25 protein-coding genes and 1 tRNA gene are annotated in these 23,695 nt (G+C 60.1%); 18 read left to right on the plus strand and 8 right to left on the minus strand.

Annotated features, from left to right (window positions below; genetic code table 11):
- Positions 1-6: 6 nt before the first annotated feature.
- Positions 7-594 (minus strand): TetR/AcrR family transcriptional regulator, encoded by a 588-nt coding sequence (locus tag JJQ51_RS07660; protein WP_269244475.1) that lies wholly within the window; start codon positions 592-594, stop codon positions 7-9.
- Positions 595-826: 232 nt separating this feature from the next.
- On the opposite strand from JJQ51_RS07660, the gene JJQ51_RS07665 reads away from it, so the two are divergent.
- The 6 genes from JJQ51_RS07665 (at position 827) to JJQ51_RS07690 (ending at position 5,996) form a co-directional block, all read left to right on the plus strand.
- Positions 827-2,125, plus strand: a complete 1,299-nt coding sequence (locus JJQ51_RS07665; RefSeq protein ID WP_269244476.1) for an MFS transporter — start codon at positions 827-829, stop codon at positions 2,123-2,125.
- A 143-nt stretch (positions 2,126-2,268) separates the two neighbouring features.
- Positions 2,269-2,353 (plus strand) — tRNA-Leu (locus tag JJQ51_RS07670).
- A 245-nt stretch (positions 2,354-2,598) separates the two neighbouring features.
- Positions 2,599-3,858, plus strand: coding sequence for an AAA family ATPase (locus tag JJQ51_RS07675; protein ID WP_269244477.1), 1,260 nt, complete (start codon positions 2,599-2,601; stop codon positions 3,856-3,858).
- On the plus strand, positions 3,855-4,478 hold the full coding sequence (locus JJQ51_RS07680) for a retron system putative HNH endonuclease (RefSeq protein WP_269244478.1): 624 nt from the start codon (positions 3,855-3,857) through the stop codon (positions 4,476-4,478). The genes JJQ51_RS07675 and JJQ51_RS07680 overlap by 4 nt, the downstream gene beginning before the upstream one ends.
- A gap of 396 nt (positions 4,479-4,874) precedes the next feature.
- Positions 4,875-5,468: a YqaA family protein gene (locus JJQ51_RS07685; RefSeq protein WP_145636271.1), complete on the plus strand. Its 594-nt coding sequence runs from the start codon at positions 4,875-4,877 to the stop codon at positions 5,466-5,468.
- A gap of 15 nt (positions 5,469-5,483) precedes the next feature.
- Positions 5,484-5,996, plus strand: coding sequence for a disulfide bond formation protein B (locus JJQ51_RS07690; RefSeq protein WP_269244479.1), 513 nt, complete (start codon positions 5,484-5,486; stop codon positions 5,994-5,996).
- A gap of 271 nt (positions 5,997-6,267) precedes the next feature.
- On the opposite strand, the gene JJQ51_RS07695 is transcribed toward JJQ51_RS07690, so the two are convergent.
- Both JJQ51_RS07695 and JJQ51_RS07700 read right to left on the minus strand, forming a co-directional pair.
- Positions 6,268-6,825 carry an HNH endonuclease gene (locus JJQ51_RS07695; RefSeq protein ID WP_015341304.1) on the minus strand — a complete coding sequence of 186 codons (558 nt, stop codon included), beginning with the start codon at positions 6,823-6,825 and terminating at the stop codon, positions 6,268-6,270.
- Positions 6,826-6,935: 110 nt separating this feature from the next.
- Positions 6,936-7,625 carry a DNA-3-methyladenine glycosylase family protein gene (locus JJQ51_RS07700; protein WP_269244480.1) on the minus strand — a complete coding sequence of 230 codons (690 nt, stop codon included), beginning with the start codon at positions 7,623-7,625 and terminating at the stop codon, positions 6,936-6,938.
- On the opposite strand from JJQ51_RS07700, the gene gluQRS reads away from it, so the two are divergent.
- Positions 7,624-8,505 carry a tRNA glutamyl-Q(34) synthetase GluQRS gene (gene gluQRS, locus JJQ51_RS07705; protein WP_269244481.1) on the plus strand — a complete coding sequence of 294 codons (882 nt, stop codon included), beginning with the start codon at positions 7,624-7,626 and terminating at the stop codon, positions 8,503-8,505. The two genes, JJQ51_RS07700 and gluQRS, sit on opposite strands and share 2 nt — an antisense overlap.
- On the opposite strand, the gene JJQ51_RS07710 is transcribed toward gluQRS, so the two are convergent.
- Positions 8,470-9,408 (minus strand): YihY/virulence factor BrkB family protein, encoded by a 939-nt coding sequence (locus JJQ51_RS07710; RefSeq protein ID WP_145636277.1) that lies wholly within the window; start codon positions 9,406-9,408, stop codon positions 8,470-8,472. The two genes, gluQRS and JJQ51_RS07710, sit on opposite strands and share 36 nt — an antisense overlap.
- 100 nt (positions 9,409-9,508) lie before the next feature.
- Here JJQ51_RS07710 and JJQ51_RS07715 point away from each other — a divergent pair, with 100 nt between their 5' ends.
- From JJQ51_RS07715 to JJQ51_RS07740, 6 genes are all read left to right on the plus strand, one after another.
- Entirely contained in the window at positions 9,509-10,342 is an 834-nt protein-coding gene (locus JJQ51_RS07715; protein ID WP_269244482.1) for an SDR family oxidoreductase, read from the plus strand.
- A gap of 121 nt (positions 10,343-10,463) precedes the next feature.
- Entirely contained in the window at positions 10,464-10,667 is a 204-nt protein-coding gene (locus JJQ51_RS07720; protein WP_113332360.1) for a twin transmembrane helix small protein, read from the plus strand.
- Between the two features lie 111 nt (positions 10,668-10,778).
- The gene (locus JJQ51_RS07725) at positions 10,779-11,357 is read left to right on the plus strand and encodes a cob(I)yrinic acid a,c-diamide adenosyltransferase (protein ID WP_269244483.1); all 579 of its coding nucleotides are present in this window, start codon (positions 10,779-10,781) and stop codon (positions 11,355-11,357) included.
- A 197-nt stretch (positions 11,358-11,554) separates the two neighbouring features.
- Positions 11,555-12,304 carry an electron transfer flavoprotein subunit beta/FixA family protein gene (locus JJQ51_RS07730; protein WP_113332362.1) on the plus strand — a complete coding sequence of 250 codons (750 nt, stop codon included), beginning with the start codon at positions 11,555-11,557 and terminating at the stop codon, positions 12,302-12,304.
- Between the two features lie 21 nt (positions 12,305-12,325).
- Positions 12,326-13,255, plus strand: a complete 930-nt coding sequence (locus JJQ51_RS07735; protein ID WP_113421398.1) for an electron transfer flavoprotein subunit alpha/FixB family protein — start codon at positions 12,326-12,328, stop codon at positions 13,253-13,255.
- A gap of 144 nt (positions 13,256-13,399) precedes the next feature.
- Complete coding sequence (locus JJQ51_RS07740; RefSeq protein ID WP_269244484.1) at positions 13,400-14,278, plus strand: 3-hydroxybutyryl-CoA dehydrogenase; 879 nt, start codon at positions 13,400-13,402, stop codon at positions 14,276-14,278.
- A 156-nt stretch (positions 14,279-14,434) separates the two neighbouring features.
- Here the strand turns inward: JJQ51_RS07740 and tlpA are convergent, their stop codons facing one another.
- The gene (tlpA, locus tag JJQ51_RS07745) at positions 14,435-15,100 is read right to left on the minus strand and encodes a thiol:disulfide interchange protein TlpA (RefSeq protein WP_269244485.1); all 666 of its coding nucleotides are present in this window, start codon (positions 15,098-15,100) and stop codon (positions 14,435-14,437) included.
- 23 nt (positions 15,101-15,123) lie between these two features.
- Here tlpA and argH point away from each other — a divergent pair, with 23 nt between their 5' ends.
- The 5 genes from argH to JJQ51_RS07770 all read left to right on the plus strand — a co-directional run bounded on the left by argH (position 15,124) and on the right by JJQ51_RS07770 (position 21,681).
- Positions 15,124-16,524, plus strand: a complete 1,401-nt coding sequence (gene argH, locus JJQ51_RS07750; RefSeq protein WP_269244486.1) for an argininosuccinate lyase — start codon at positions 15,124-15,126, stop codon at positions 16,522-16,524.
- A 99-nt stretch (positions 16,525-16,623) separates the two neighbouring features.
- Entirely contained in the window at positions 16,624-16,818 is a 195-nt protein-coding gene (lptM, locus tag JJQ51_RS07755) for an LPS translocon maturation chaperone LptM (protein WP_015341316.1), read from the plus strand.
- A 13-nt stretch (positions 16,819-16,831) separates the two neighbouring features.
- Positions 16,832-18,103, plus strand: a complete 1,272-nt coding sequence (gene lysA, locus JJQ51_RS07760; RefSeq protein ID WP_269244487.1) for a diaminopimelate decarboxylase — start codon at positions 16,832-16,834, stop codon at positions 18,101-18,103.
- Positions 18,104-18,452: 349 nt separating this feature from the next.
- The gene (locus tag JJQ51_RS07765) at positions 18,453-21,200 is read left to right on the plus strand and encodes a TIGR02302 family protein (RefSeq protein WP_269244488.1); all 2,748 of its coding nucleotides are present in this window, start codon (positions 18,453-18,455) and stop codon (positions 21,198-21,200) included.
- A gap of 55 nt (positions 21,201-21,255) precedes the next feature.
- Positions 21,256-21,681 carry a cupin domain-containing protein gene (locus JJQ51_RS07770; RefSeq protein ID WP_269244489.1) on the plus strand — a complete coding sequence of 142 codons (426 nt, stop codon included), beginning with the start codon at positions 21,256-21,258 and terminating at the stop codon, positions 21,679-21,681.
- Between the two features lie 45 nt (positions 21,682-21,726).
- On the opposite strand, the gene JJQ51_RS07775 is transcribed toward JJQ51_RS07770, so the two are convergent.
- The 3 genes from JJQ51_RS07775 to JJQ51_RS07785 all read right to left on the minus strand — a co-directional run bounded on the left by JJQ51_RS07775 (position 21,727) and on the right by JJQ51_RS07785 (position 23,601).
- On the minus strand, positions 21,727-22,086 hold the full coding sequence (locus tag JJQ51_RS07775) for a response regulator (RefSeq protein WP_113332370.1): 360 nt from the start codon (positions 22,084-22,086) through the stop codon (positions 21,727-21,729).
- Positions 22,087-22,245: 159 nt separating this feature from the next.
- Entirely contained in the window at positions 22,246-22,794 is a 549-nt protein-coding gene (gene hpt / locus JJQ51_RS07780; RefSeq protein ID WP_095435999.1) for a hypoxanthine phosphoribosyltransferase, read from the minus strand.
- A 141-nt stretch (positions 22,795-22,935) separates the two neighbouring features.
- Positions 22,936-23,601, minus strand: coding sequence for a hypothetical protein (locus JJQ51_RS07785; RefSeq protein ID WP_269244490.1), 666 nt, complete (start codon positions 23,599-23,601; stop codon positions 22,936-22,938).
- Between the last annotated feature and the right edge of the window lie 94 nt (positions 23,602-23,695).

Genomic DNA, 23,695 nt, shown 5'->3' on the forward strand with positions numbered 1-23,695 from the left:
GCAAGCTCAGCCGTTGCTTTCACCCGGCGGCGGCGAAAGCTCCTGCCGGGTCGCCGACAGAAACTCTTGCGATAGCTCAGAATTGTCCATCGCCCGCGCCAGAATGACGGCGCCCACCATGGCCGAAAGGCTGGCAAACGCCTTGCGCCGGCGCTCCTCCGGCGTCTCGCCGGGAACGATCTCTTCCAGCACTTCGACCAGCCCTATCAGGCCGCCGGTGAAGGTGGATTGCATCTTGGGGCCATGGCGGCTGACCTCCTGCGTCAGCGCCGCAAAGACGCAGCCTGTCGCGTGCTCGATGACATTGCGATGCGAGAGATAATGGGCAAGCAGCGCTTCCAGCGGCTGTTCGGGCGAGCTTGCAGCCACCTGCTTCCAGCGCTCCAGCGAGCGGGCCACCAGCGCCTTGCTCGCCTCGCAGGCAAGCTCGTCCTTCGAATCGAAATGGCCGTAGAAGCCGCCATGCGTGAGCCCGGCCGCCTTCATGATCTCTGCGACGCCGATGCCGTCGAAACCCTTCTCGCGAAAGAGCTCGCCCGCCACGGCAAGGATCTTCTCGCGATTCTCGGCGAATTTCTCGCGGCTCACTCTCATCAAAAAACTCCATCAGAGCATCAAGAAAACTGTATTGACAATTTATATGATGACCATCATCAATACGCAACAAATATGATAGCAATCATGTAAATGCCTTTACACAAACGTTCAAGCCGGGAGAACGGCGGGACGCTATAAGCGGATGTGGTCCCCAGGCCGTCCGCGATCGAGCGCTCGTAAGCCTCCCGGTCCAGCCGCCAAGACACGCAACCTGATTGGAACGCACCTCATGGTTTCCACTGCCCTTGCCTCGACGCTCGCCCGGCGCAACATCCATTACGGATGGGTCGTCGTCGCCGCCACTTTCCTCACCATGCTGGTCACGGCCGGCGCCATGGGCGCGCCCGGCGTGCTCATCAAGCCGCTGGAGGACGAGTTCGGCTGGAGCACCTCCTCCATTTCGTCGGCGCTTGCCGTCCGCCTCGTGCTGTTCGGCCTGATGGGTCCCTTTGCCGCCGCCTTCATGAACCATTTCGGCGTGCGCAAGGTCATCGTCTTCGCGCTGGCGACCATCGGCGTCGGCTTCATCGGCTCGCTCTTCATGACGCAAGTCTGGCAGCTGCTGCTCTGCTGGGGCATCATCATCGGCTTTGGCACCGGCCTCACCGCCATGGTGCTCGCCGCAACCGTCTCGACCCGCTGGTTCACCAAGCATCGCGGCCTCGTCATCGGCATGCTCTCGGCAAGCTCGGCCACGGGGCAGCTCGTCTTCCTGCCGCTGATGGCGGAGCTGACGACGCGCTATGGCTGGCGCACCACCGTGCTCTTCGTCTGCGGCATGATCGTCGTTGCCGCCCTCGTCGTGCTGCTCCTGATGCGCGACCGCCCCTCGGACGTCAACCTGCCGCTGGTCGGCGAGATCCACATCACGCCGCCGCCGGCCGCCACCAAGGACCTGAAGGCCGCGCTTGCCTCGCCGATCGCCATTCTGCGGGAGGTTTCCACCACATCCACTTTCTGGATCCTCTTTGCCACCTTCTTCATCTGCGGCCTATCGACCAACGGGCTGATCCAGACGCATTTCGTCACCCTCTGCGGCGATTTCGGCATCGTGCCTGTCGCGGCCGCCAGCGTGCTCGCGGTCATGGGCATCTTCGATTTCTTCGGCACGATCGGCTCCGGCTGGCTCTCCGACCGTTTCGACAATCGCTGGCTGCTCTTCTGGTATTATGGCCTGCGCGGCCTGTCGCTGGTCTACCTGCCCTTCAGCGACTTCACCTTCTACGGCCTGTCGATCTTCGCCGTCTTCTATGGCCTCGACTGGATCGCCACCGTGCCGCCGACCGTCAAGATCGCCGCCGACCGCTTCGGCCGCGAAAAGGCCGGCCTCGTCTTCGGCTGGGTCTTCGCCGGCCATCAGCTGGGTGCGGCCACCGCCGCCTATGGCGCCGGCCTCACCCGCACGGAGCTCAACACCTACCTCCCCGCCTTCTTCGTCGCCGGCGCTTTCTGCCTGCTTGCCGCGATCCTCGCGATCACCCTGCAAAAGTCCGGCTCCACCAGCAAAGGCCCGGCCATGGCTCACTGAGCCTCAAACGGCAAAAAGCCCATGGCGTCCACCCACGCCATGGGCCAAGCCGCAACCCTGCGGAAACACTCGCAATATCTGCCGACCCGGCTTGCGCGCCCCGCCGCTCACATGCTAGACAGCCGCCTCGTCAGTACCCCGTTGCCCCATTGGCGGAATTGGTAGACGCGCTCGACTCAAAATCGAGTTTCGAAAGAAGTGCTGGTTCGACTCCGGCATGGGGCACCAAAAATCTCCAAGCAGCTCAATTAGTTGCTGTGATTCCAATGACTTGAGCTTCCATCCGCTACAGCGCGGGGCATAGAAGACGTGACCATTAACCCGACGTCTCGATGCTTCCCTAAAGCCATTGATGAATCCGCCTAAAAACTGCACAGTCTTCACTTCTCAACCCAAAGAGAGTCTTAGGATTAGACTTTCGAAAAGAATTCCGTTTAGGCTCGATTGACTGCGTGGCCAACTGGAGAACAATTGTGATCATTACCAATCTGAGGATCGAGGGCTATCGCGGTATCAACGACCTTCGATTGGAGTTCGATGATAAAATAACCGTTATCGTGGGTAGAAACGGTCTGGGAAAATCCTCTATACTTGATGCAACGGCGTTACTCTTGGATACTATCCAACGTGGATGGCCAAGCGCAGATTTGTCGTCTCATTGGCAACAACCGCGATTGCAAAAAAAGGACAAAAAGCTTGGCAGTAACGACGCGCTGGTCGAATTGGGCTTCTCATTCGAAACCACTAACAACTCTCACCAGCCAGCTCCCATAGGTCTAAGTACCCGATATAGCGAAACAATTAACAACAATATTTCCAGTACACTTTCGTCCCTTATGAATTTTATTCAAAAAGGCGGACTGATAAACGAACCTCGCCCACTAATGGTTTATTATAAGCAAGATCGAGGTTTTGACTCTAGCAACGGTGTTCCGTCGTCCAATTTGCAAGGCGTTGTACAAACCTCTTTACAAGGGGATTTGCGGGCCATTAGCCAACTACAAATGTGGTGGGATAAACGTGATGCCGAAGAAGCTCGTCACGTACGGGATCAAGACCCCAATTATCGCGACCCTCAATTGGAAGCAGTGAGGAACCTGATTAAAGAAATCGACGGCTTCATTGGCATAGCATACTCATCAGTAAAGGAGCCAGAAGGCCTTTATTTTGAGAAGACACCCAACACCTTTATTCACGTCAACATGCTTTCATCCGGGGAGCGCTCGTTCATCATCCTGTTGGCCGACCTCGCGCGTCGTCTTCAAATTGTGAACCCCGACGCGCCCCTTGGCGAAATTCCAGGCATCATACTGATCGACGAGATCGAACTTAACCTGCATCCCGCATGGCAAAGTAAGATCATTGCTACTCTCCGCCGAGTCTTTAGGCGTTGCCAATTTGTAATCACAACGCATTCTCCTCAAGTTATTTCGTCTGTCGAGAGTGAACACGTCCGAGTTTTGTCCATATCGGAAGATGGGCATCTTGCGGTGGACATTCCGCTACGTACGAAGGGCCAAACGAGCAACTACCTTTTGGAGGGAGTTTTTGGTTCTAACGAGCGCTTCCCTGAGATTGATGAATTAATCCAGGAGTTCAACAATGCAATCGACGCAAGCGATACCAAGTTAGCCGCGAATCTTCTCCAACAAATAACATCCGAGATTGAGGGCGATCCTCCTGAACTACTCGTCCTAAGGAAGAGGCTCTCAAAGCTCGGGGGAGAAAAATGAAGGGCAGTAGAAAACTCGAACCTCCTCTTGAACTGGTAAATTGGCTTGCTCAGGCTAATGAAGACTGGCAACCGGCCTATCCCTTCGATAGCCCCGCCGTAAGAGATGCCGTCCGGAATGCGCTATATCAGGACCAAAGAGGCGTTTGCGTCTATTGCGGCAGAAAGCTTAGCCTGTCACGACCGGGGAAAACCTACCATATTGAGCATTTTCGCCCACAGACAACTTATCCTACAAGAGCGGTTGCATACGAAAACCTTTTCCTGAGTTGCGGCCAAGAAGATGGCAATGGCGGGCGGGCACCAACCTGTGGGAGCGTAAAAGGCGATTGGTTCGACGAGCTCGCCAATATTTACCCCGCTTATTCGGAATGTACTGCCCGATTTCGCTTCACGCTAAACGGTGAAGCCGTCCCGGCTACAGATGGCGATATGGCAGCAACGGAGATGATTGAGCACCTTAAATTGAATCACCCCGAACTAAGGAAAGATAGAGAAGACGTTCTCCGATTGATGGATGAGGGAACTTTGTCTCCGCTTGACTACTGGAATGCCGACGACCAAATCGCAGAAAGCTATGCCCACGTCGCTTTCCAGCATCTAGGCCAAACTATCCCCTGATGCTTTACACTGAGGCGCTCACTGCTCGTCTCATTTTTCATGAGCGAGATTAATTGGCTTCGGGCGCGTTGAACAAAACCTAGCTGCTGGATGGTTCCGGCCGGCCCTTCGGCCGCCTCAATTGCACCTTCAATATCGGTCACACGATAGGACATGTGGTTCTCTGGGTCCTTGGCCTTGCCAGCTTCCTTATGTTTATCGTGTGATCCCGCGTCGTCCTTAACGAAACGCGAGTTGAATATTACTGAGAAGGTCTGGTGACGGCTTCGATGCCGCCATCTTAACCCCACACCATCACGAAAAATTTTGCCTTTCCGCCACTTCCGTCGGTCCTCGACCATTTACAGCCATAATCCTGCCCCCTAAAGGTTTGCAACGCAGCAAAAAGGGGGCCCTATGCTTCGTAGACTGTACGACTGGACCATGTCGCTCGCCGGCCGCAAATCGGCGGAAATCTGGTTGGCCGTGATCGCCTTCGTCGAGAGCTCCATCTTTCTCGTTCCGGCGGATGTGCTTTTCCTGCCGATGTCGCTGGCGAAGCCGGAGCGTGCCTGGCGCTATGCGCTGACGGCGACGGTTGCCTCCGTGCTTGGCGGCATTGCCGGCTGGGCGCTCGGCTATTACGCCTTCGAGACCATCGCCAAGCCGATCCTGGAATTCTACGGCAAGCTCGACGCCTTCAACCAGATGAGCGCCGGCATCACCTATGAATGGGTTCTCCTGCTGCTGGTCACATCGGGCCTGGCGCATCTGCCGCCGATCAAGGTGGTGACGATCCTCTCCGGCGTCGCCCATATCAATCTCGGCCTGTTCATCGTCTCGGCCATCGTCGCCCGCGGCGCCCGCTTCTTCCTCCTGGCCTTCCTGCTTCGCCGCTATGGTGAATCCATCCGCCACTTCATCGAAAAGCGCCTGGGCCAGATCACCATGGCCGTCGCCGCCGCTCTCATCGCCCTCTATGCCGTCTTCCATTTTGCTTTGGCGAGCTGACAAGGAGCCCTCAGCATGTCCATGACTTCGCCTTCCCCCCGCGCCGGCCTCGGCTATGGCCTATTGCTGACGATCGGCATGATCGTCGTCATCGGCTCGGCGCTCGGCTTCCAGTACATTGGCGGCTATATCCCCTGTGCGCTCTGCCTCGATCAGCGCCAGCCCTATTATTACGGCATCCCCGTCGCTATCATCGCCGTGCTGACGGCGGTTGCCGGTCTGCCCTCCTGGATCACCCGCGGGCTGCTGATCATCGCCGGCCTGATGATGGTGGTCGGCGGCGGTATCGGCGTCTATCACGCCGGCGTCGAATGGCACTTCTGGGAAGGCCCGACCACCTGCTCGACAACGGCCAGCAGTGTCACGCAGAATGCCGGCGACCTGCTCGGCCAGCTGAACACCATCAAGGGGCCGTCCTGCACGGAAGCAGCCCTTCGTGTCGCCGGCCTTTCGATGGCTGGCTGGAATGTGATCGCCAGCATGATCCTGGCTGCGATTGCTTTTGTGGGGGCAAAGAAGGCTGCGTGAATCATTGGGCGAGTAGCCGTGATCTCTCGCATGTCGCGGCTCTGATACCCCCCTCTGTCACTTCGTGACATCTCCCCCCACAAGGGGGGAGATTGGTGGGAGTGTGTCGCACCTGCAAAGCAAAGTAAGCTCAACGACAGCAGATACGATGTCGATTTAGGTCGGGAAGGTACCGCAAGTTACCGATCTCCCCCCTTGTGGGGGAGATGTCCCGAAAGGGACAGGGGGGGTGCCGCACTCACTTCAAACTCGGACCTAAAGAAGCACGTCCTTACGGCTGCAGTTCCGAATCCCAGTAGAGATAGTCGAGCCAGCTGTCGTGCAGATAGTTCGGCGGGAAGAGGCGGCCGTTATTGTGCAGGTCCTGCACGGTCGGCTGGTATGGCTTCTGCGCCGGGAACATGCCGGCCTGCTTCGGCAGTTTGCTGCCCTTGCGGAGATTGCACGGCGAACAGGCGGCCACGACGTTCTCCCAGGTCGTCTCGCCGCCGTGGGCGCGCGGAATGACGTGGTCGAAGGTCAGGTCGTCATGGGAGCCGCAATACTGGCATTCGAACTTGTCGCGCAGGAAGACGTTGAAGCGGGTGAAGGCGGGATTGCGGGACGGCTGCACATATGTCTTCAGGCATACGACGCTCGGCAGCCGCATCGAGAAGCTCGGTGAGGACACGCACTGATCGTATTCTGCGATGATGTTCACACGGTCAAGAAAAACCGCCTTGATCGCGTCCTGCCAGGACCAGAGCGACAAGGGATAGTAACTCAGCGGTCTGTAGTCAGCGTTCAGCACGAGCGCCGGCAAGGACTGCGGGGAGACTGCAATCGTCAAGGAACCCTCCTGATCGATTCGGCATCTGCACCTGTATATTAGGCCGGTTGTTACAGGATTGTGAAGTCCAATAAATTCAGTGCATAAAGGCGATTTCGAGACATAGCCGATTAAACGATCGGCAGCGCATCCCGGCGCGTTTTCACGGCATAATAAGCCCAGAAAAGCCGGGCCGCGACCGAGCGCCAGGGCGCCCAAACCGCGGCTTCCCGGGTGATTTCCTTGGCCAAGGGCCTGACTTCATGGCCGAAAGCCATGCCGACGGCCGCCTGAAGCGCCACGTCGCCGGCCGGAAACACATCTGCGTGACCGCCGCAAAACATCAGGTAGACCTCGGCCGTCCAGGGGCCGATCCCCTTGATGGCGGTCAGTTCGGCGAGCGCCTTGTCGGGTGATTCGGCGCTGAGCGCACGGAGATCGAGGCTGCCACCGGCAACAGCTTCGGCAACACGGTGAAGCGTCTCGTGCTTGATTCGCGACAGGCCGAAGGTCCGCCAGGCCTCCGGCTCCAGCCCGGCATATCCCCGAGCGGTCACCTGCCCCATCCCGGCGATCATTTTCCCCCAGATCGCATCGGCGCTGGCGCGGGAGACGACCTGCGACACGATGATATGGGCAAGCCCTTCGAAGCCCGGCTCGCGCAGGCGCAGCGGCAAGGCGCCGGCTTCCGCGGCAACCGGCCGCAGGCGCGGATCGAGCTCCAAAAGGGCTGCCAGTCCCTGTTCGATATCGCGCTCGTCGCGAATGATCTGCATGACGCCTCGTGGTCCCCGGTTCAAATTCGTGGCAGAAGAAAGCATGATCGAGATTCCCCGTCAAAAGCCGAAGTTCCGTTTTGCCCCGAGCCCGAACGGCCCGCTGCATCTTGGCCATGCGCTGTCGGCGATCCTCAATCACGACATGGCGGCAAAGGCAGGCGGCGATTTCCTGCTGCGCATCGAAGACATAGATCAGGCGCGCTGCACACCCGATTTCGAAAAAGGCATCTATACCGATCTCTCCTGGCTCGGCCTCAGCTGGCAGCAGCCGGTGCGCCGGCAGTCCGAGCATTTTCCGGCCTATCAGACAGCGTTGCAGACGCTTGTCGAGCGCGGCCTCGTCTACCCCGCCTTCCTGACGCGCGGCGAGGTCAAATCGCGCGTCGCCGCTTTCGAAGCGGATGGTAAATCCTGGCCACGCGATCCTGACGGCACGCCGCTCTATCCGCCCGATGACCGCGAGCGCAGCGATGCCGAGCGGCAGCGCCTGCTTGCTTCGGGCATGAAACACGCCTGGCGTCTCGATATGAAAAGAGCGCTGGCGGCAGCGGACGAACCATTGCATTGGCGGGAAAGCGGCGATGGCGAGACGGGCATTATTCCAGCCGATCCCGCCGCCTGGGGCGATGTCGTGCTGTCACGTTCCGATGCGCCCTCCAGCTATCATCTTTCTGTTGTCGTCGACGATGCCGTGCAGGGCATCACCCATGTCGTGCGCGGGCTCGATCTCTTCCACGCCACATCGATCCACCGCTTGCTGCAGACGCTGCTCGGTCTGCCGGAGCCGCTCTATCATCACCACCGCCTCGTCCTCGGAGAGGATGGCAAAAAACTCTCCAAGAGCATGGGTGATACCGGCATAGCCGAATGGCGCCGGCAGGGCCTTTCACCGGCGGAGCTTCGCCGCCGCATCGGCCTCTGATTCCGCCGCTACCTTTTCCGATGACACCTCCGCAGCAGGGCGGCTCGCCGCCTTGCCGAACAGCAGGCGGCGCACGCGGAACTTCATCAGCGCCGCATTGATTTCCGCCCCCATGATGAAGATCACCGCCAGCATATAGAGGAAGATCAGCACGATCATCACCGATGCCAGGCCGGCATAGGTGGCGGTGTAATTGGCGAAGGTGGAGAGATAATAGGCGAAGAGCACCGCGCCGATCGACCAGAACACCAGCGTCAGTATCACGCCGGGAATGACGTCGAACAACCGCCTGCGTCCGGCGGCCAGCCACAGATGCAGGATCAGCAGGCCGGCCAGGAGCAGAAAAATCGTGCCGTAGATCCGCCAGCTGAAGACGATGTCGAGGATATCGGCAAGCTTCGGCAGCCATTGCCTGGTGTAATTGAGGGCGAGCGGCACTGCGACGAGCAGGATACTGAGGATGGCGAAGATCAGCACCGCGATCAGCACGTAACCGAGGCTGGCAAGGCGATTGAAATACCAGGGCCGGGTTTCGGGCACGCGATAGGCGCGGTTCAGCGATATGCGCAGCGCCTCGACGCCGTTCGAGGCGAAATAGGCGGCCGCAAGCACGGAGATCGTCAAAAGGCCGCCGCGCGGAATGGTCAGCACCTGCACCACCTGATCTGCAAGCGGCTTGGCGATCGCCTCCGGCCAGGTGTCGAAGATCAGATGCACAGCCGTCGACGAGAATTGGCTGGCGCCGAGAAAGCTTGCGAGCGCCGTGCCGAAGATCAGGAAAGGGAAAACCGCGAGCAGCGTCGACAGCGCCACATGACTGGCCATGGCGAACCCGTCATCCTCGACGAAATGGAACACTGCGTCGTATATCACCTTGTAAGTCGTCCGCAGGGCTGTCGGCATCCCATCTCCGCTTGACGTCGGCGCTCACCTGCCGGTTGTCGATTGTATCGGGTTCCTGAATATGGGAAACGAGTCCCGGTTTGTACAGGAATCATCTTCCATGACGGAACAACGCACGATCCTTATCACTGGTTGCTCCTCCGGCATCGGCGCTTATTGCGCGCGAGCGTTGCGCGGCGATGGATGGCGCGTCTTTGCAACCGTGCGCAAGGAAGACGATCTCGCCTCGCTCGAAGCCGACGGCATCGAAGCGCTGCTCCTCGACTACACAAAGCCCGAGACCATTTCCGCCACCGTAGCGACAGTGCGCGAGCGCGCGGGCGACCGCATCGACGCCCTCTTCAACAATGGCGCCTACGGGCAGCCGGGCGCCGTGGAGGATCTGACGGCCGATGTGCTGCGCGAACAGTTCGAAACCAATTTCTTCGGCTGGCACGAGCTGACGCGCCAGATCCTGCCGCTGATGCGCAAACAGGGGCATGGCCGCATCGTCAACTGCTCGTCCATTCTCGGACTGGTTCCCTACCGTTTCCGCGGCGCCTACACGGCCTCGAAATTTGCACTCGAAGGGCTGACGATCACGCTCAGAATGGAGCTGCAGAATAGCGGCATCCATGTGAGCCTCATCGAGCCCGGCCCGATCGCGACGCGTTTTACGGCCAATGCGCTCGCCAAGATCAACGAGCATATCGACCTCGAAGGCTCGCCCCATGCGGTGGAATATCGCAGGCAGCTGAAACGGCTTGATGGATCAGGTCCGATCAATAAACATAAATTGGGTCCGGAAGCAGTCTATGATGTGCTAAAATCGGCTTTGAACGTGAGAAACCCGCGCCCGCATTATCTGGTAACGACACCCGCCAAGCAGGGCGCCTTCTTGAAAAGGCTATTGCCGGCTAACCTTTTCTATCGTCTGATGCGCCGGCTGGACTAGAGCAATCCCACGAAAGGCGCGAAGCGTGTTTTCCGCTTGTGATTGCTTGAAATGATGACCTTGAGTGACTTGAAGCTTCAACGGAGCGCTGAGCCACTCTGAAGACAAGGGTGGAGGAGCCATGTCTACCGTTACCTATGTTGCCGCCATCATTGTCATGGGACTTGTCGCGATCGTTCTCATTCGCGGCCTGCTGAACATGATGAAAGGCGACAACCCGAACCTTTCGAACCGGCTGATGCAGCTGCGCGTGCTGCTGCAGGCAATCGCTGTGATCCTGATCATGCTGACGCTCTGGCTGACGGGCGGCGGCCGCCCGGCCTAAAGCAATTTCAGGAAAAGTGCGAAGCGGTTTTCCGTCCGGAATTGCTTAAAATAAAGGGTTAGGGCATTTCGCGATTCAAAAAAGGCGAAAGGCTCTAACCACAGGAACCCGATGGTCAAGCTCAACAAGATCTACACGAAGACCGGCGACGACGGCACGACAGGCCTTGCTGCCGGCCCGAGGCGGCTGAAGCACGACCTGCGCGTCGAAAGCTACGGCACGGTCGATGAAGCCAACTCCGCCATCGGCGTTGCCCGGCTGCACACGTCGGACATGCCCGAGATCGACGCGATGCTGATGCGCATCCAGAACGATCTGTTCGATCTCGGCGCCGATCTTTCGACCCCCGAAACAGAGGAGCCGCCCGCCTATGAACCCTTGCGCATCATCGATCACCAGGTCGAGCGCCTCGAGCGGGATATCGACCGGCTGAACACCGATCTCGAGCCTTTGCGATCCTTCGTCCTGCCCGCCGGCAGCCCCGCTTCCGCCCATCTTCACCTTGCCCGCACGATAGCGCGTCGCGCCGAGCGCCTCATGGTGGCGCTGTCGCGGGAGCGAGGCGAACGGGTGAGCCCGGCGGCGCTGAAATATATCAACCGCCTTTCCGATTTTCTCTTCGTCGCGGCACGGCACGCCAATGATCGCGGCCAGGCCGATGTTCTCTGGGTTCCCGGCAAGAATCGATAGCGGCGCGAATTCGATCACCGAAGGCAGACATATTGACGTTGACGTAAACGTTATTTATGCCTTTCAAGCAATTCGTCTCTCGGCGGCCTGGAAGCGTTGTAATTGGGAAAAAAACGCGTATCCATGTCGCCATTCGACAAATGGAATGGCGCTAAACAGCGCATGTTCTCGGGCGGTCATGTTGAAGGAAGGATTCCATGAAGATTCTCGTCCCCGTTAAGCGGGTTGTTGACTACAACGTCAAGATTCGCGTGAAGCCGGATGGTTCTGGCGTTGAGCTTTCGAACGTGAAGATGTCGATGAACCCGTTCGACGAGATTTCGGTCGAAGAGGCGCTGCGTCTGAAGGAAGCCGGCAAGGCCGAGGAAGTGGTGGTCGTATCGATCGGACCTGCCAAGGCTGAGGAAACTCTGAGAACGGCGCTTGCCATGGGTGCGGATCGTGCCATCCTCGTCGAGACCGACGATGCCGTCGAGCCGCTCGCCGTCGCCAAGATCCTGAAGGGTGTCGCTGAAGCCGAACAGCCGGGCCTCATCATCGTCGGCAAGCAGGCGATCGATGACGACTCCAACCAGACCGGCCAGATGCTGGCGGCGCTCCTCGGCACGGCGCAGGCAACCTTCGCCTCGAAGATCGAGATCGGGGATGGCAAGGCTCAGGTGACGCGCGAAGTCGATGGCGGCCTGCAGACCATCGAGGTCAAGCTACCGGCCGTCGTCACCACCGACCTGCGCCTGAACGAGCCGCGCTACGCCTCGCTGCCGAACATCATGAAGGCCAAGAAGAAGCCGCTCGACAAGAAGAGCCCGGCCGATTTCGGCGTCTCGACCGAGCCGCGCCTGAAGGTGCTGAAGACCGAAGAGCCGTCGGGCCGCAAGGCGGGCGTCAAGGTTGGCTCGGTTGCCGAGCTGGTCGAAAAACTCAAGACCGAAGCCGGCGTGCTCTGAGGATAGGAAAGGATAAGACCCATGGCCATTCTTCTTCTGGCTGATCACGACAATGCCCACCTCTCCGACCAGACCGCCAAGGCGCTGACGGCTGCCACAAAGATCGGCGGCGACATTCACGTGCTGGTCGCCGGCGCAGGCGCCAAGGCTGCAGCGGAACAGGCGGCAAAGCTTGCCGGTGTCTCGAAGGTGCTGGTTGCCGAAGATGCAAGCCTTGCCAACAATCTGGCGGAACCGCTGGCGGCCCTGATCGTATCGCTTTCCGGCTCCTATGACGTGATCATCGGCGCGGCCACTTCGGTCGGCAAGAACGTGCTGCCGCGCGTTGCCGCCCTGCTCGATGTCGCCCAGGTCTCGGAAATCATCGAAGTGGTTTCCGCCGACACCTTCAAGCGGCCGATCTATGCCGGCAACGCCATCCAGACGGTGCAGTCGACCGACGCCAAGAAAGTCATCACCGTGCGCACGGCCTCGTTCGCCTCCGCCTCTGAAGGCGGCTCGGCCGCGATCGAGACGGTGTCTGCAGCTGCCAATCCCGGCCTTTCCACCTTCGTCGGCGATGCCTTGTCGACGTCTGATCGTCCGGAACTGACCTCTGCCAAGATCATCATCTCGGGTGGCCGTGCACTCGGCTCGGCGGAGAAGTTCAGGGAAGTCATCTTGCCGGTTGCCGACAAGCTCGGTGCCGCCGTCGGCGCCTCTCGCGCGGCCGTCGATGCCGGCTATGCGCCGAACGACTGGCAGGTCGGCCAGACGGGCAAGGTGGTGGCACCGCAGCTCTATATCGCCTGCGGCATTTCCGGCGCCATCCAGCATCTGGCCGGCATGAAGGATTCGAAGGTCATCGTCGCCATCAACAAGGATGAGGAAGCCCCGATCTTCCAGATCGCCGACTACGGCCTCGTCGCCGACCTCTTCGAAGCACTGCCGGAATTGCAAAAGGCGCTCTGATCGCGCCGATAGAGTTTCTCGCAGTTGCGAGAGACTGGAAAATCGTCTTTTATAGGTCTATCAATCTTTGCCGGGCTAGAAATGGCCCGGCAAATTTGAATTAAAAGCATAGCGCATCGCCAGGAGCGCGCCGGGGAGTTGGCAATGAGTTCGCTGAAGACGATCGGTATTATCGGCGCGGGCCAGATGGGCTGCGGCATTGCCCATGTGTCCGCCATGGCCGGCTACAAGGTCCATATCTACGATCTCTCGCAGGATCGCATCGAAAGCGGCCTTGCCACCATCAACGGCAATCTCGCCCGCCAGGTCGCATCCGGCAAAACAACCGACGAAGAGCGCAAGGCAGCGCTCTCCCGCATCACCGGCTCGGCCGATCTCAACGATCTCGCCCAGGTCGATCTCGCCATCGAGGCGGCGACGGAAGACGAAAGCGTCAAGCGCAAGATCTATGCGCAGGTATGTCCGGTGCTGAAACCCGAAGCGATGCTCGCAACGAATACCTCGTCGCTCTCGATCACCCGCCTTGCCTCCGCAACCGACCGTCCCGAACGCTTCATGGGCATCCACTTCATGAACCCGGTTCCGGTGATGAAGCTCGTGGAGCTGGTACGCGGCATCGCGACCGAAGAATCGACTTTCTCCGCTGCCAAGGACTATGTCTCCTCGCTGGAAAAGACGATCACCGTCGCCGAAGACTTCCCCGCCTTCATCGTCAACCGCATCCTGCTGCCGATGATCAACGAGGCGATCTACACGCTCTATGAAGGTGTGGGCACCGTCGATGCCATCGACACCGCCATGCGGCTCGGTGCGAACCACCCGATGGGGCCTCTGCAGCTTGCCGATTTCATCGGCCTCGACACCTGCCTCTCGATCATGCAGGTGCTGCATGACGGGCTCGCCGATTCCAAGTATCGTCCCTGCCCGCTGCTGGTGAAATATGTCGAAGCCGGCTGGCTCGGCCGCAAATCGGGCCGCGGCTTCTACGACTATCGCGGGGAAACGCCGGTTCCGACGCGGTAAGATACCCTCGCCCCATTGGGGAGAGGGTCGCGCGACAGCGCGGGGTGAGGGGGCGTTACCGGCAAACGGTACTGTTTACCCAGCAACGCGCTTGCTATGACACACCCCCTCATCCGCCCTGCCGGGCACCTTCTCCCCCAGGGGAGAAGGAGAAAATCAAATACCCGCCGCAGCCTTCACCAGGTTCTTGGCATCCTCGCTATCCCAAGCCGCCGGTCCGTTCATGGCCGACAGCAGGCAGCCCTTGTCGTCGATGAGAAGCGTCACCGGCAGCCCAAAAGCGAGGCCCTGTTTCTTCAATACATTGAACACGCCCATCGTATTGTCGCGATAGTAGCCGAGCTTGTCGATCGCATATTCCGTACGAAATGCCTTGGTCTTTTCGTCGTCGCCCGTATCTATATTGACGGCAACCACTTCGAACTTGTCGCTGCCGGCGCTCTTCTCGAGCGCGTTCAGTGCCGGCATTTCCTCGCGGCACGGCACGCACCAGGTCGCCCAGACATTGAGCAGCACAGTCTTGCCGGCGAAACTGCCGATCGACAGCGGCTGGCCGTCAGCCCCCTTGAAAGAAACACCCTGAAGCGAGATCGGCGCCGGCGGCACGCTCATGGCGGCGACCTGGCCCTTGGTAAAGGGCGTCAGGGCAGCGGCGCGATCCCTGGCGGTCCCGCATTGATCGGCCGAAGCCGTTTCACCAATGCCATTGCCATACCCCGCCTCCTTCACGTATACCGCTGCCGCACCGGCAATAACCCCGGCGACGGCAGCGAGCATAACGAGTTTCATGGACGGCAGACCGAACGGCTTCTTTGCTGTCATTTCATTCTCCAGGTGGGCATCTCATGACTGACGGCACGGACACCAAATCCTCCAACCAGATGTGGGGCGGGCGTTTCGCTTCCGGCCCCGCGGCAATCATGGAGGAGATAAATGCCTCGATCGATTTCGACAAGAAGCTGTTTGCCCAGGATATCCGCGGCTCAATCGCGCATGCGAGCATGCTCGCCAATCAAGGCATCATTTCAACCGAGGATAAAGACAAGATCGTTCACGGGTTGAACACGATCCTGTCAGAGATTGAAAGCGGCAATTTCGAGTTTTCGCGCCGCCTCGAAGACATCCATATGAACGTCGAGGCGCGGCTTGCGGCCTTGATCGGCCCGGCCGCCGGCCGCCTGCACACCGCCCGCTCGCGCAACGATCAGGTGGCGCTTGATTTCCGTCTGTGGGTGAAGGAAGAGCTGCAGAAGTGCGAGCAGGCGCTGACTGATCTGATCGCAGCTTTCCTCGACCGCGCCGAGGAACATGCCGAAACCGTCATGCCTGGTTTCACCCATCTGCAGACGGCCCAGCCCGTCACCTTCGGTCATCACTGCATGGCCTATGTCGAAATGTTCGGCCGCGACCGCTCGCGCGTGCGCCATGCCATCGAGCATATGGACGAATCGCCGATCGGCGCCGCTGCCCTTGCCGGCACCGGCTTCCCGATCGACCGCCACATGACGGCCAAGGCGCTCGGCTTCCGCGAGCCGACCCGCAACTCGATCGATACCGTCTCCGACCGCGATTTTGCCCTCGAATTCCTGTCGATCGCCGCCATCGCCGGCATGCATCTCTCGCGCCTTGCCGAAGAGATCGTCATCTGGTCGACGCCGCAATTCGGTTTCGTGCGCCTCTCCGATGCCTTCTCCACCGGCTCCTCCATCATGCCACAGAAGAAGAACCCGGATGCGGCCGAACTCGTGCGTGCCAAGACGGGCCGCATCAACGGCTCGCTGGTGGCGCTGCTGACGATCATGAAGGGCCTGCCGCTCGCCTATTCCAAGGACATGCAGGAAGACAAGGAACAGGTCTTCGACGCGGCCGAAAGCCTGGAACTTGCCATTGCCGCCATGACCGGCATGATGCGCGACATGACGATCAACACCGCCCGCATGAAGGCCGCCGCTGGCTCCGGCTATTCCACCGCCACCGATCTCGCCGACTGGCTGGTGCGCGAAGCAGGCCTGCCCTTCCGCGATGCCCACCACGTGACAGGCCGCGCCGTGGCGCTTGCCGAAAGCAAATCCTGCGAGCTGGCTGAGCTCTCGCTTGCGGACCTGCAAGCGATCCATCCGGATATCACCGACAAGATCTTCGATGTCCTGACGGTCGAAGCCTCCGTTGCCAGCCGCAAGAGTTTTGGCGGCACGGCGCCCTCGGAAGTGCGTAAACAGATCGCCTTCTGGCGCGCTCGCAACTGAGAAAATCGCCGAAAGTCACAACCAACAATCAGGGTGCACAAGGCCTGGAAACTTCGCTAAGAAGAGTGACTTCCGCGTTTGCCGCCCAAGAGGATTTCGATGCAGATCAACATGCCGCACATCATCCGCCTGACCGTCGTGCTTTCGGTCGTCGGCCTTGCCGTTGTCGGATGCGGCCGCAAAGGCCCTCTCGATCCGCCGAGTGCTCATGCGACCAAAGGCGGTGACGTCTCCAAGCCGACGAAGGAGCCGGGTACGGAGGACAAGAAGTTCTTCCTCGATCCGCTTCTCTGATTGGGCAACGACCGTGAATCATTTTGAGTATCGCGACGGCATCCTCCACGCCGAGGATGTTCCGGTTCCAGAGATCGCCAAGGCGGTCGGCACACCCTTCTACGTCTATTCGACGGCAACGCTGGAGCGCCACTATCGCGTCTTCGCGGAAGCCTTCCGCGATGTCGACGCCATGGTCTGCTACGCCATGAAGGCCAATTCCAACCAGGCGGTGCTGAAGACGCTCGGCCGCCTCGGCGCCGGCGTCGATGTCGTCTCCGTCGGTGAGCTGCGCCGCGCGCTGGCCGCAGGCATTCCGGCGAGCCGTATCATGTTCTCAGGTGTCGGCAAGACCGCGCAGGAAATGGATGTGGCGCTCGAAGCCGGCATCTACTGCTTCAATGTCGAATCCGAGCCGGAACTGGAAGTGCTGAACCAGCGCGCCGTCCGCGCCGGCAAGGTCGCTCCCGTTTCCTTCCGCATCAATCCGGACGTTGACGCCCGCACCCATGCGAAGATTTCGACGGGCAAGAAGGAAAATAAGTTCGGCATATCCTGGCAGCGCGCCCGCGCCGTCTATGGCCGCGCCGCCAGCCTGCCTGGGATCAAGGTCACTGGCATTGACATGCATATCGGCAGCCAGATTACCGAGCTGCAGCCATTCGACGACGCCTTCAAGCTGCTGCGCGATCTCGTGGAGACCCTGCGTGGTGACGGTCACGACATCCATCACGTCGACATCGGCGGCGGTCTCGGCATTCCCTATCGCGACGACAACAATCCGCCGCCTTTGCCGGATGCCTATGCCGAAATCGTCAAGAACCAGCTGCGCGGCCTCAACTGCCGGATCGTCACCGAGCCCGGTCGCCTGATCGTCGGCAATGCGGGCATTCTCGTGACCGAAGTCATCTATGTGAAGGATGGCGGCGACAAGAGTTTCGTCATCGTCGATGGCGCCATGAACGACCTCATCCGTCCGACGCTCTATGAGGCCTATCACGAGATCCGCCCGGTCGTAACGAATGCTGCCGATATCAAGCGCATCAAGGCTGATGTCGTCGGCCCGGTCTGCGAGACGGGCGACTATCTGGCACTCGACCGCGAGATGGCGCTGCCGAAGCCCGGCGATCTGCTGGCCGTCGGCTCAGCCGGTGCCTATGGCGCCGTGCAGGCCGGCACCTATAACAGTCGGCTTCTGGTTCCCGAAGTGCTGGTCAAGGGCAATGAATTCCACGTCATCCGCCCGCGCGCGACTTACGAGGATTTGATTGGCCTGGATTCCATCCCGGCCTGGCTCGAAGGTTAATCGGCTTTATCGGCAATTTCGGGCAGGACCGCAAAAGCTGCTTTGCCCGATCACGTTTCGGCGAAGTCCGGTGAAAAAACAGCCTTTTGCGCCCGTTGCCCTCGTCTTCGCCACAAAGAATGTTATCTTTGATTGAATGGCGTCTCGCCGGGCGCCGCGTGCGCGAGCGTGTGGGACGCCGCGCCATCCCCAACGGGCCACTAGAGCGGATGATTTTGGATCGAATCGATCGAAACTCTGAATTCGCTCTAGAATCAGGGAAGTAGAGCATGACGCCGTCCGAAAACCGCTTACACTTTTCGGCATCATGCTCTGGCCATCAACGTCAGATCGGGAGAAGACCGGACCGATGACCAGCCCCAGCAACCCTAAGAAGGGCGCTTTCGCCACCCGTCCGGCGCTGGCGCGCATGGTTGCGGTCAAGCGTCTCTTTGCGCAGCTGGTGCTCGCCAGCGAGCAGCTTCTGCCACGGCTGCTGTTGCCGGCATCCATTCTGGCTCTTTTCCTGTCCGTCGCCTGGTTCGGCATTTTCCGCATTGCGCCGGATGTCCTGCGCTTTCTGCTGCTTGCCGTTTTCGCGGTCGGCTTCGCCATCTCCCTCTATCCGCTGCGCCGCCTGCGCTGGCCGAACACCGTCGAGGCGGACCGGCTGCTGGAGGAGCGCAACGGTCTCGCCCACCAGCCTGTCACGGTGCAGGAAGAAGAGCCGGCGCTCGACACCCCCTTTGCCCGCGCGCTCTGGCGCGAGCACCAGACGCGTATGGCCGAACGCATCGCCGCCCTGGATGCCGGCCTGCCGAGGCCGGATATTACCCGCTACGACCGCTTCGCATTGCGCGCAGTCCCGGCTTTGCTGCTGGTAACAGCCTTCAGCTTTTCCATGTCCAATAGCGGCGGCTCGCTCGGTGATGCCTTCACGGCATCAAGCTCGACATCGGGCAACCCGGATGTCCGCGTCGATGCCTGGGTTACCCCGCCCTATTACACCGGCGAAGCCCCCGTCTATCTGACAGGCAATGTCGACAATGCCGGCAATAGCCTGAACGTGCCGCAATTCTCCGAACTCACTGTGCGTGTTTCGGGTGCTGCGACGGATGAGAAAGTGCTGTTCCAGGCAGCTGGCGCCGAAAAGGGCGTCGAAATCCCCGAGCAAGCCGCTGACGCTGACAAGCAAGGCCCCGCTGGCGCAAAGCCTGCAACGCCTCCTGCCGTACCACCGGCAGCGAACGGCACCGGCAATATTCCGGCCGCGGACGGAATGGTTGCCCGCACCCATGTTCTCAAGCTTGAAAAGGGCGGCGAGCTGACCGTCAACGGCAAGTCCTGGTCCTTCAATGTGGTCGTCGACAAGCCGCCGGAGATCACCTTCGACGGCATTCCGCACGCGACGGCGAGCGGCGCATTGGAACTCGGCTTCAAGGTCAAGGATGACTACGGCGTCGAGGAAGCCCATGCCGAGATCGTGCCGGTGGAATCCGATCCGGCTGCCAAACCCCTATACGGCTTGCCCGAATACAAGCTGGAACTTCCGCGTCGCGACCGCCGCAATGGCAAGGGTCTGGCGAGCCACGATCTGACGCAGGATCCGCTTGCCGGCAAGCGCGTCCGCATCACCCTCGTCGCCAAGGACGGCGCCGGCCAGACCGGCCGCAGCTCACCCTACGAGATGGTATTGCCGTCACGCAATTTCAGCCAGCCGCTTGCCGCAGCCGTTGCGGAAGAACGCCAGGTGTTTGCGCTTGACACGCGGAAGATGCCGGAGGCGATTGAGCTCAACAAATCGCTGACCATACGGCCCGAAGAGACAATCCCCGATCTCGGCAATTATCTCGCCATCAGGTCCGCGCTTACGCGCATGAAGCTCGCGAGCAATGAGGCCTCGCTGAAGGATACCGCCGATTATCTCTGGCAGATCGCGCTCGGCATGGAGGACGCGCAGCTGACCGATGCGGAAAAGGCCTTGCGCGACGCCCAGCAGAAGCTTTCCGACGCCCTGCAGCGCAACGCCCCCGACGCCGAGATCAAGAAGCTGACCGACGAGCTGCGCAAGGCGATGGACGCCTACATGAAGGAGCTGGCCGAGCGCATGCGCAACATGCCGGCCCAGCCGAACCAGCGCTCCGCCAATATCCTGCGCCAGCAGGACCTGCAGCGCATGATGGATCAGATCGAGAATCTCGCCCGCTCCGGCAATCGCCAGGCCGCACAGCAGATGCTTTCCGAACTGCAGCAGCTGATGAACAGCCTGCAGGCCGGCAAGCCCCAGCCGGGGCAGCAGCAGAACCAGGCCAACGACAAGATGCGCGAGCAGATGGACAAGCTCGGCCGCATCATGCGCGACCAGCAAAAGCTGATGGATCAGACCTTCAAGCTCGATCAGGCCATGCGCGACCGCATGCAGCGCGGCGATTCCAACGAGGACGGCGATGGCTTGATGGATCAGCCCATGCCCGGCCTCAACGACCCGATGCGTCCGGATATGGGCCAGCGCAATCAGGGCCAGCAGGATCAGCAGCAAGGCCAGAACCAGCAGGATCAGAAGGGCAAGGACCCCACTGATGGCATGACGGCCGATCAGCTGCGCGACGCGCTGAAGCAGCTGCGACAGCAGCAGGAGGATCTCGGCAAGCAGCTCGGCGAACTGCAGAAAGACCTCGGCTCGCTCGGCATGAAGCCGAACCAGAATTACGGCAAGGCGCAGCAGGAAATGAAGGGCGCGTCCGGTCAGCTTGCCGAGGGCAATGGCGAAGGCGCCGTGCAGGGTCAGGGGCGCGCGCTGGATGCCCTGCGCAAGGGGACGCGCGAAATGATGAACCAGCTCATGGCCCAGATGCAGCAGGGTCAAGGTCAGGGGCAAGGCCAAGGCCAGATGCCGGGGCAGATGGGCCAAGGCGGTCAAAACGGCCGCGACCCGCTCGGCCGGTCACGCAATGACGGTGGTTTCTCTGACAACCCCAACGACAACATGGTGCCAGACATCATCAACGCAGAGCGCGCCCGCCAAATCCTCGACGCCATTCGCGAGCGGCTGAGCAACAATCCATCGCTCAGCGAAGAACGGCGCTATCTGGAACGTTTGCTGAATCTGGGTCAGTAAGGCAGCCCGCCATCAAAGAAGTTGCCTGTCTTCATGCTTCGCAAAGGGGGATGATATGGAGACCAAGCTTGCCCATATTTCGGATCTGCCTGTCGCGACAGGTCTGCCCGGCGTTGCCGACGCGGATGCGAGGCTGAGCGGCAAGCACGAGATTCGGCTGGCCAAAGCTGTGGGCATCACGCAATTTGGCGTGAACCTCGTCACCCTCGATCCCGGAGGAATGTCGTCATCGCGCCATTGGCATATGGCGGAGGACGAGTTTCTCTATATTCTGACGGGCACCCCGACGCTGGTCGACGAAAACGGTCACCATATTCTCGGGCCTGGCGATGTCGTGGGGTTCCCGGCGGGGCAACCGAATGCGCATCATCTGCTCAACCATTCCGCCGCCGCGGTGACGATGATCGTTGTCGGCTCAAGAAAGCCGGGAGAAGAAACTATCTACTATCCGGATGACGATTTCGGCCCTATCCGCAAATGATGATGACGTCGGCACAGGAAACGACTGCGCCGATAGTCGAGAGCTTCAGGCAGCCAAGGCCCGGGCAACAGCCTTGCGGATGTCTGGCAGCGCGAAGGGCTTGGCAACGACGTCGACGATCTTTTCCATGAGGTCGTCGGCGCGCTCGCGCTGTTCCGCATAGCCGGTCATCAGCAGGATCTTCATGCCTGGGCAGGTCGAATGGGCCTGATGGGCAAGCTCGATGCCATCCATCACGGGCATGCGGATATCCGACAACAGGAGATCGTAGCCGCCCTCTTTCAGCTTTTCTAAGCCTTCCGCTCCGTCGGCCGCCTCTTCGGTCTCGTGACCGTCCAAGCGCAGCGCGCGGGCGACGAAGGTGCGAAGTGAATCTTCGTCTTCCGTGATCAGAATTTTTGCCATGGTCCGTGCTCCTGGTCCGTCATGTTCCGCGACCGAAATCACCAGAATTCCGTTTGCGATAGGTAAACGGCGGACAGGCGATCAAGCTCCGTGGTTAACGGTTCGTCATCGCCGGAGCAGAATGGGACAGGCGGACAAGCCGCCGGCATTAACTTAAGATCAGGCCTCGGCGTCGCCCGTGACGACACCGACGAAGGGCAATTCGCGGAAGGCGTAGGCGACATCCATGCCGTAGCCGACAACGAAATAATCGGGGCATTCGAAGCCGACATAATCGGCCTCCAGCTCTTCCTGACGCTTGACGCTCTTGTCGAGCAGGACGGCCAGCGTGACATTGCGGGCGCCACGTTCATAGAGCAGCTCCTTGGCGAAACGCAGCGTACGGCCCGATTCCAGAATGTCGTCGATCAGCAGCACGTCGCGATCCCGAACGTCGCTGTCGATGTCCTTGACGATGCGCACGCCCTGCGATGTCGTGCCGGCGCCATAGCTCGAAAGCGTGATAAACTCGACCTCCGGGGCAAGCCCGGTCTCATGCAGCGCCCGCAGCAAATCGGCTGCGAAGATGAACGAACCCTTGAGAATGGCGATGACAAGGAGGTCCTTTGTCGGCCCACTGGCGATTTCCTTGGCCAGGGCATGATTGCGCTCGGCGATCTGCTCGGCAGTGAAAAGCGGCTCGATATTCTTCCCGCGTACGACAGGCATTGATTGGCATGCTCCATGGCTGCGCGGCCCCTGGCCGCCGATCAAGCTCTACAGCGCCGCACGTCGCATACGACGCGTCAAGGTCGCTGTAGCACTCTAAAGCAGTAGCCCGTAGCACACTCAGCGGCTTGGACACACCCCCTATGGCATGAAGGAAAGCCGGACATCCGGCGTTTTTCCACCAGGATGCTGCAATCTTGTAGAGAATCCGCGGCTTTCATGCGGTCCGAGACGATCAACCGGCGTATCCACGACGATGCTTCTGACCAGCTGATCGCCGGCAAAGAGATCGGCACGCACCTGCGGAACCGAAAGCGTGGCACCGCTGACATTCTCGATGATGCCGTTCAATCTCAGGACCGGCAGCCCGTTCTCATCCCTCGGCGTCAGTGTCACATGCGAGAACTGCAGCGGATCGGATGTCGCCTCGGCGGATGCGCCGGAAAGACCGGAAAAACCGCCCGAAAGGCCGAAGATCAAGATTGCAAGGCAGATGATGAGCGCCACGAAGCTGCGCCGCGATGCCCGCTGCAAGATTTCCTCGGTTACGCGCAGAACGGTGAGGATGCGCGAGAAGGTAGTCTTGCGCGTCACTGGCTGAGGTCTAGGTTGGTTACGTCCGCCATAGCGCATATTGACGCCCGATGCTGGCCGCCCGCGTGCGGCGGAAACGGTCACGAATTCGGCGTCGACGATATCGGGTTTCGGCATGACGTAATGCACCGGGCTCGACCCCGCTCCGCGTTCGGGCGGAATGAGATCATAAATCATCCCCGCCTGCTGTTGACGGTGGCGAAAAGCGCCCATGATGGCCTCCCGTTGCGGTGATCCACATGGTTTCGACGCCCATTGCCAATCTGGGCATTGAAACGAATCCTGCCCAGTCGTAAATTTTATTGGT

Source organism: Rhizobium sp. AG207R (assembly GCF_027109195.1).
In the GTDB taxonomy this organism is placed as follows: Bacteria; Pseudomonadota; Alphaproteobacteria; order Rhizobiales; family Rhizobiaceae; genus Rhizobium; species Rhizobium dioscoreae.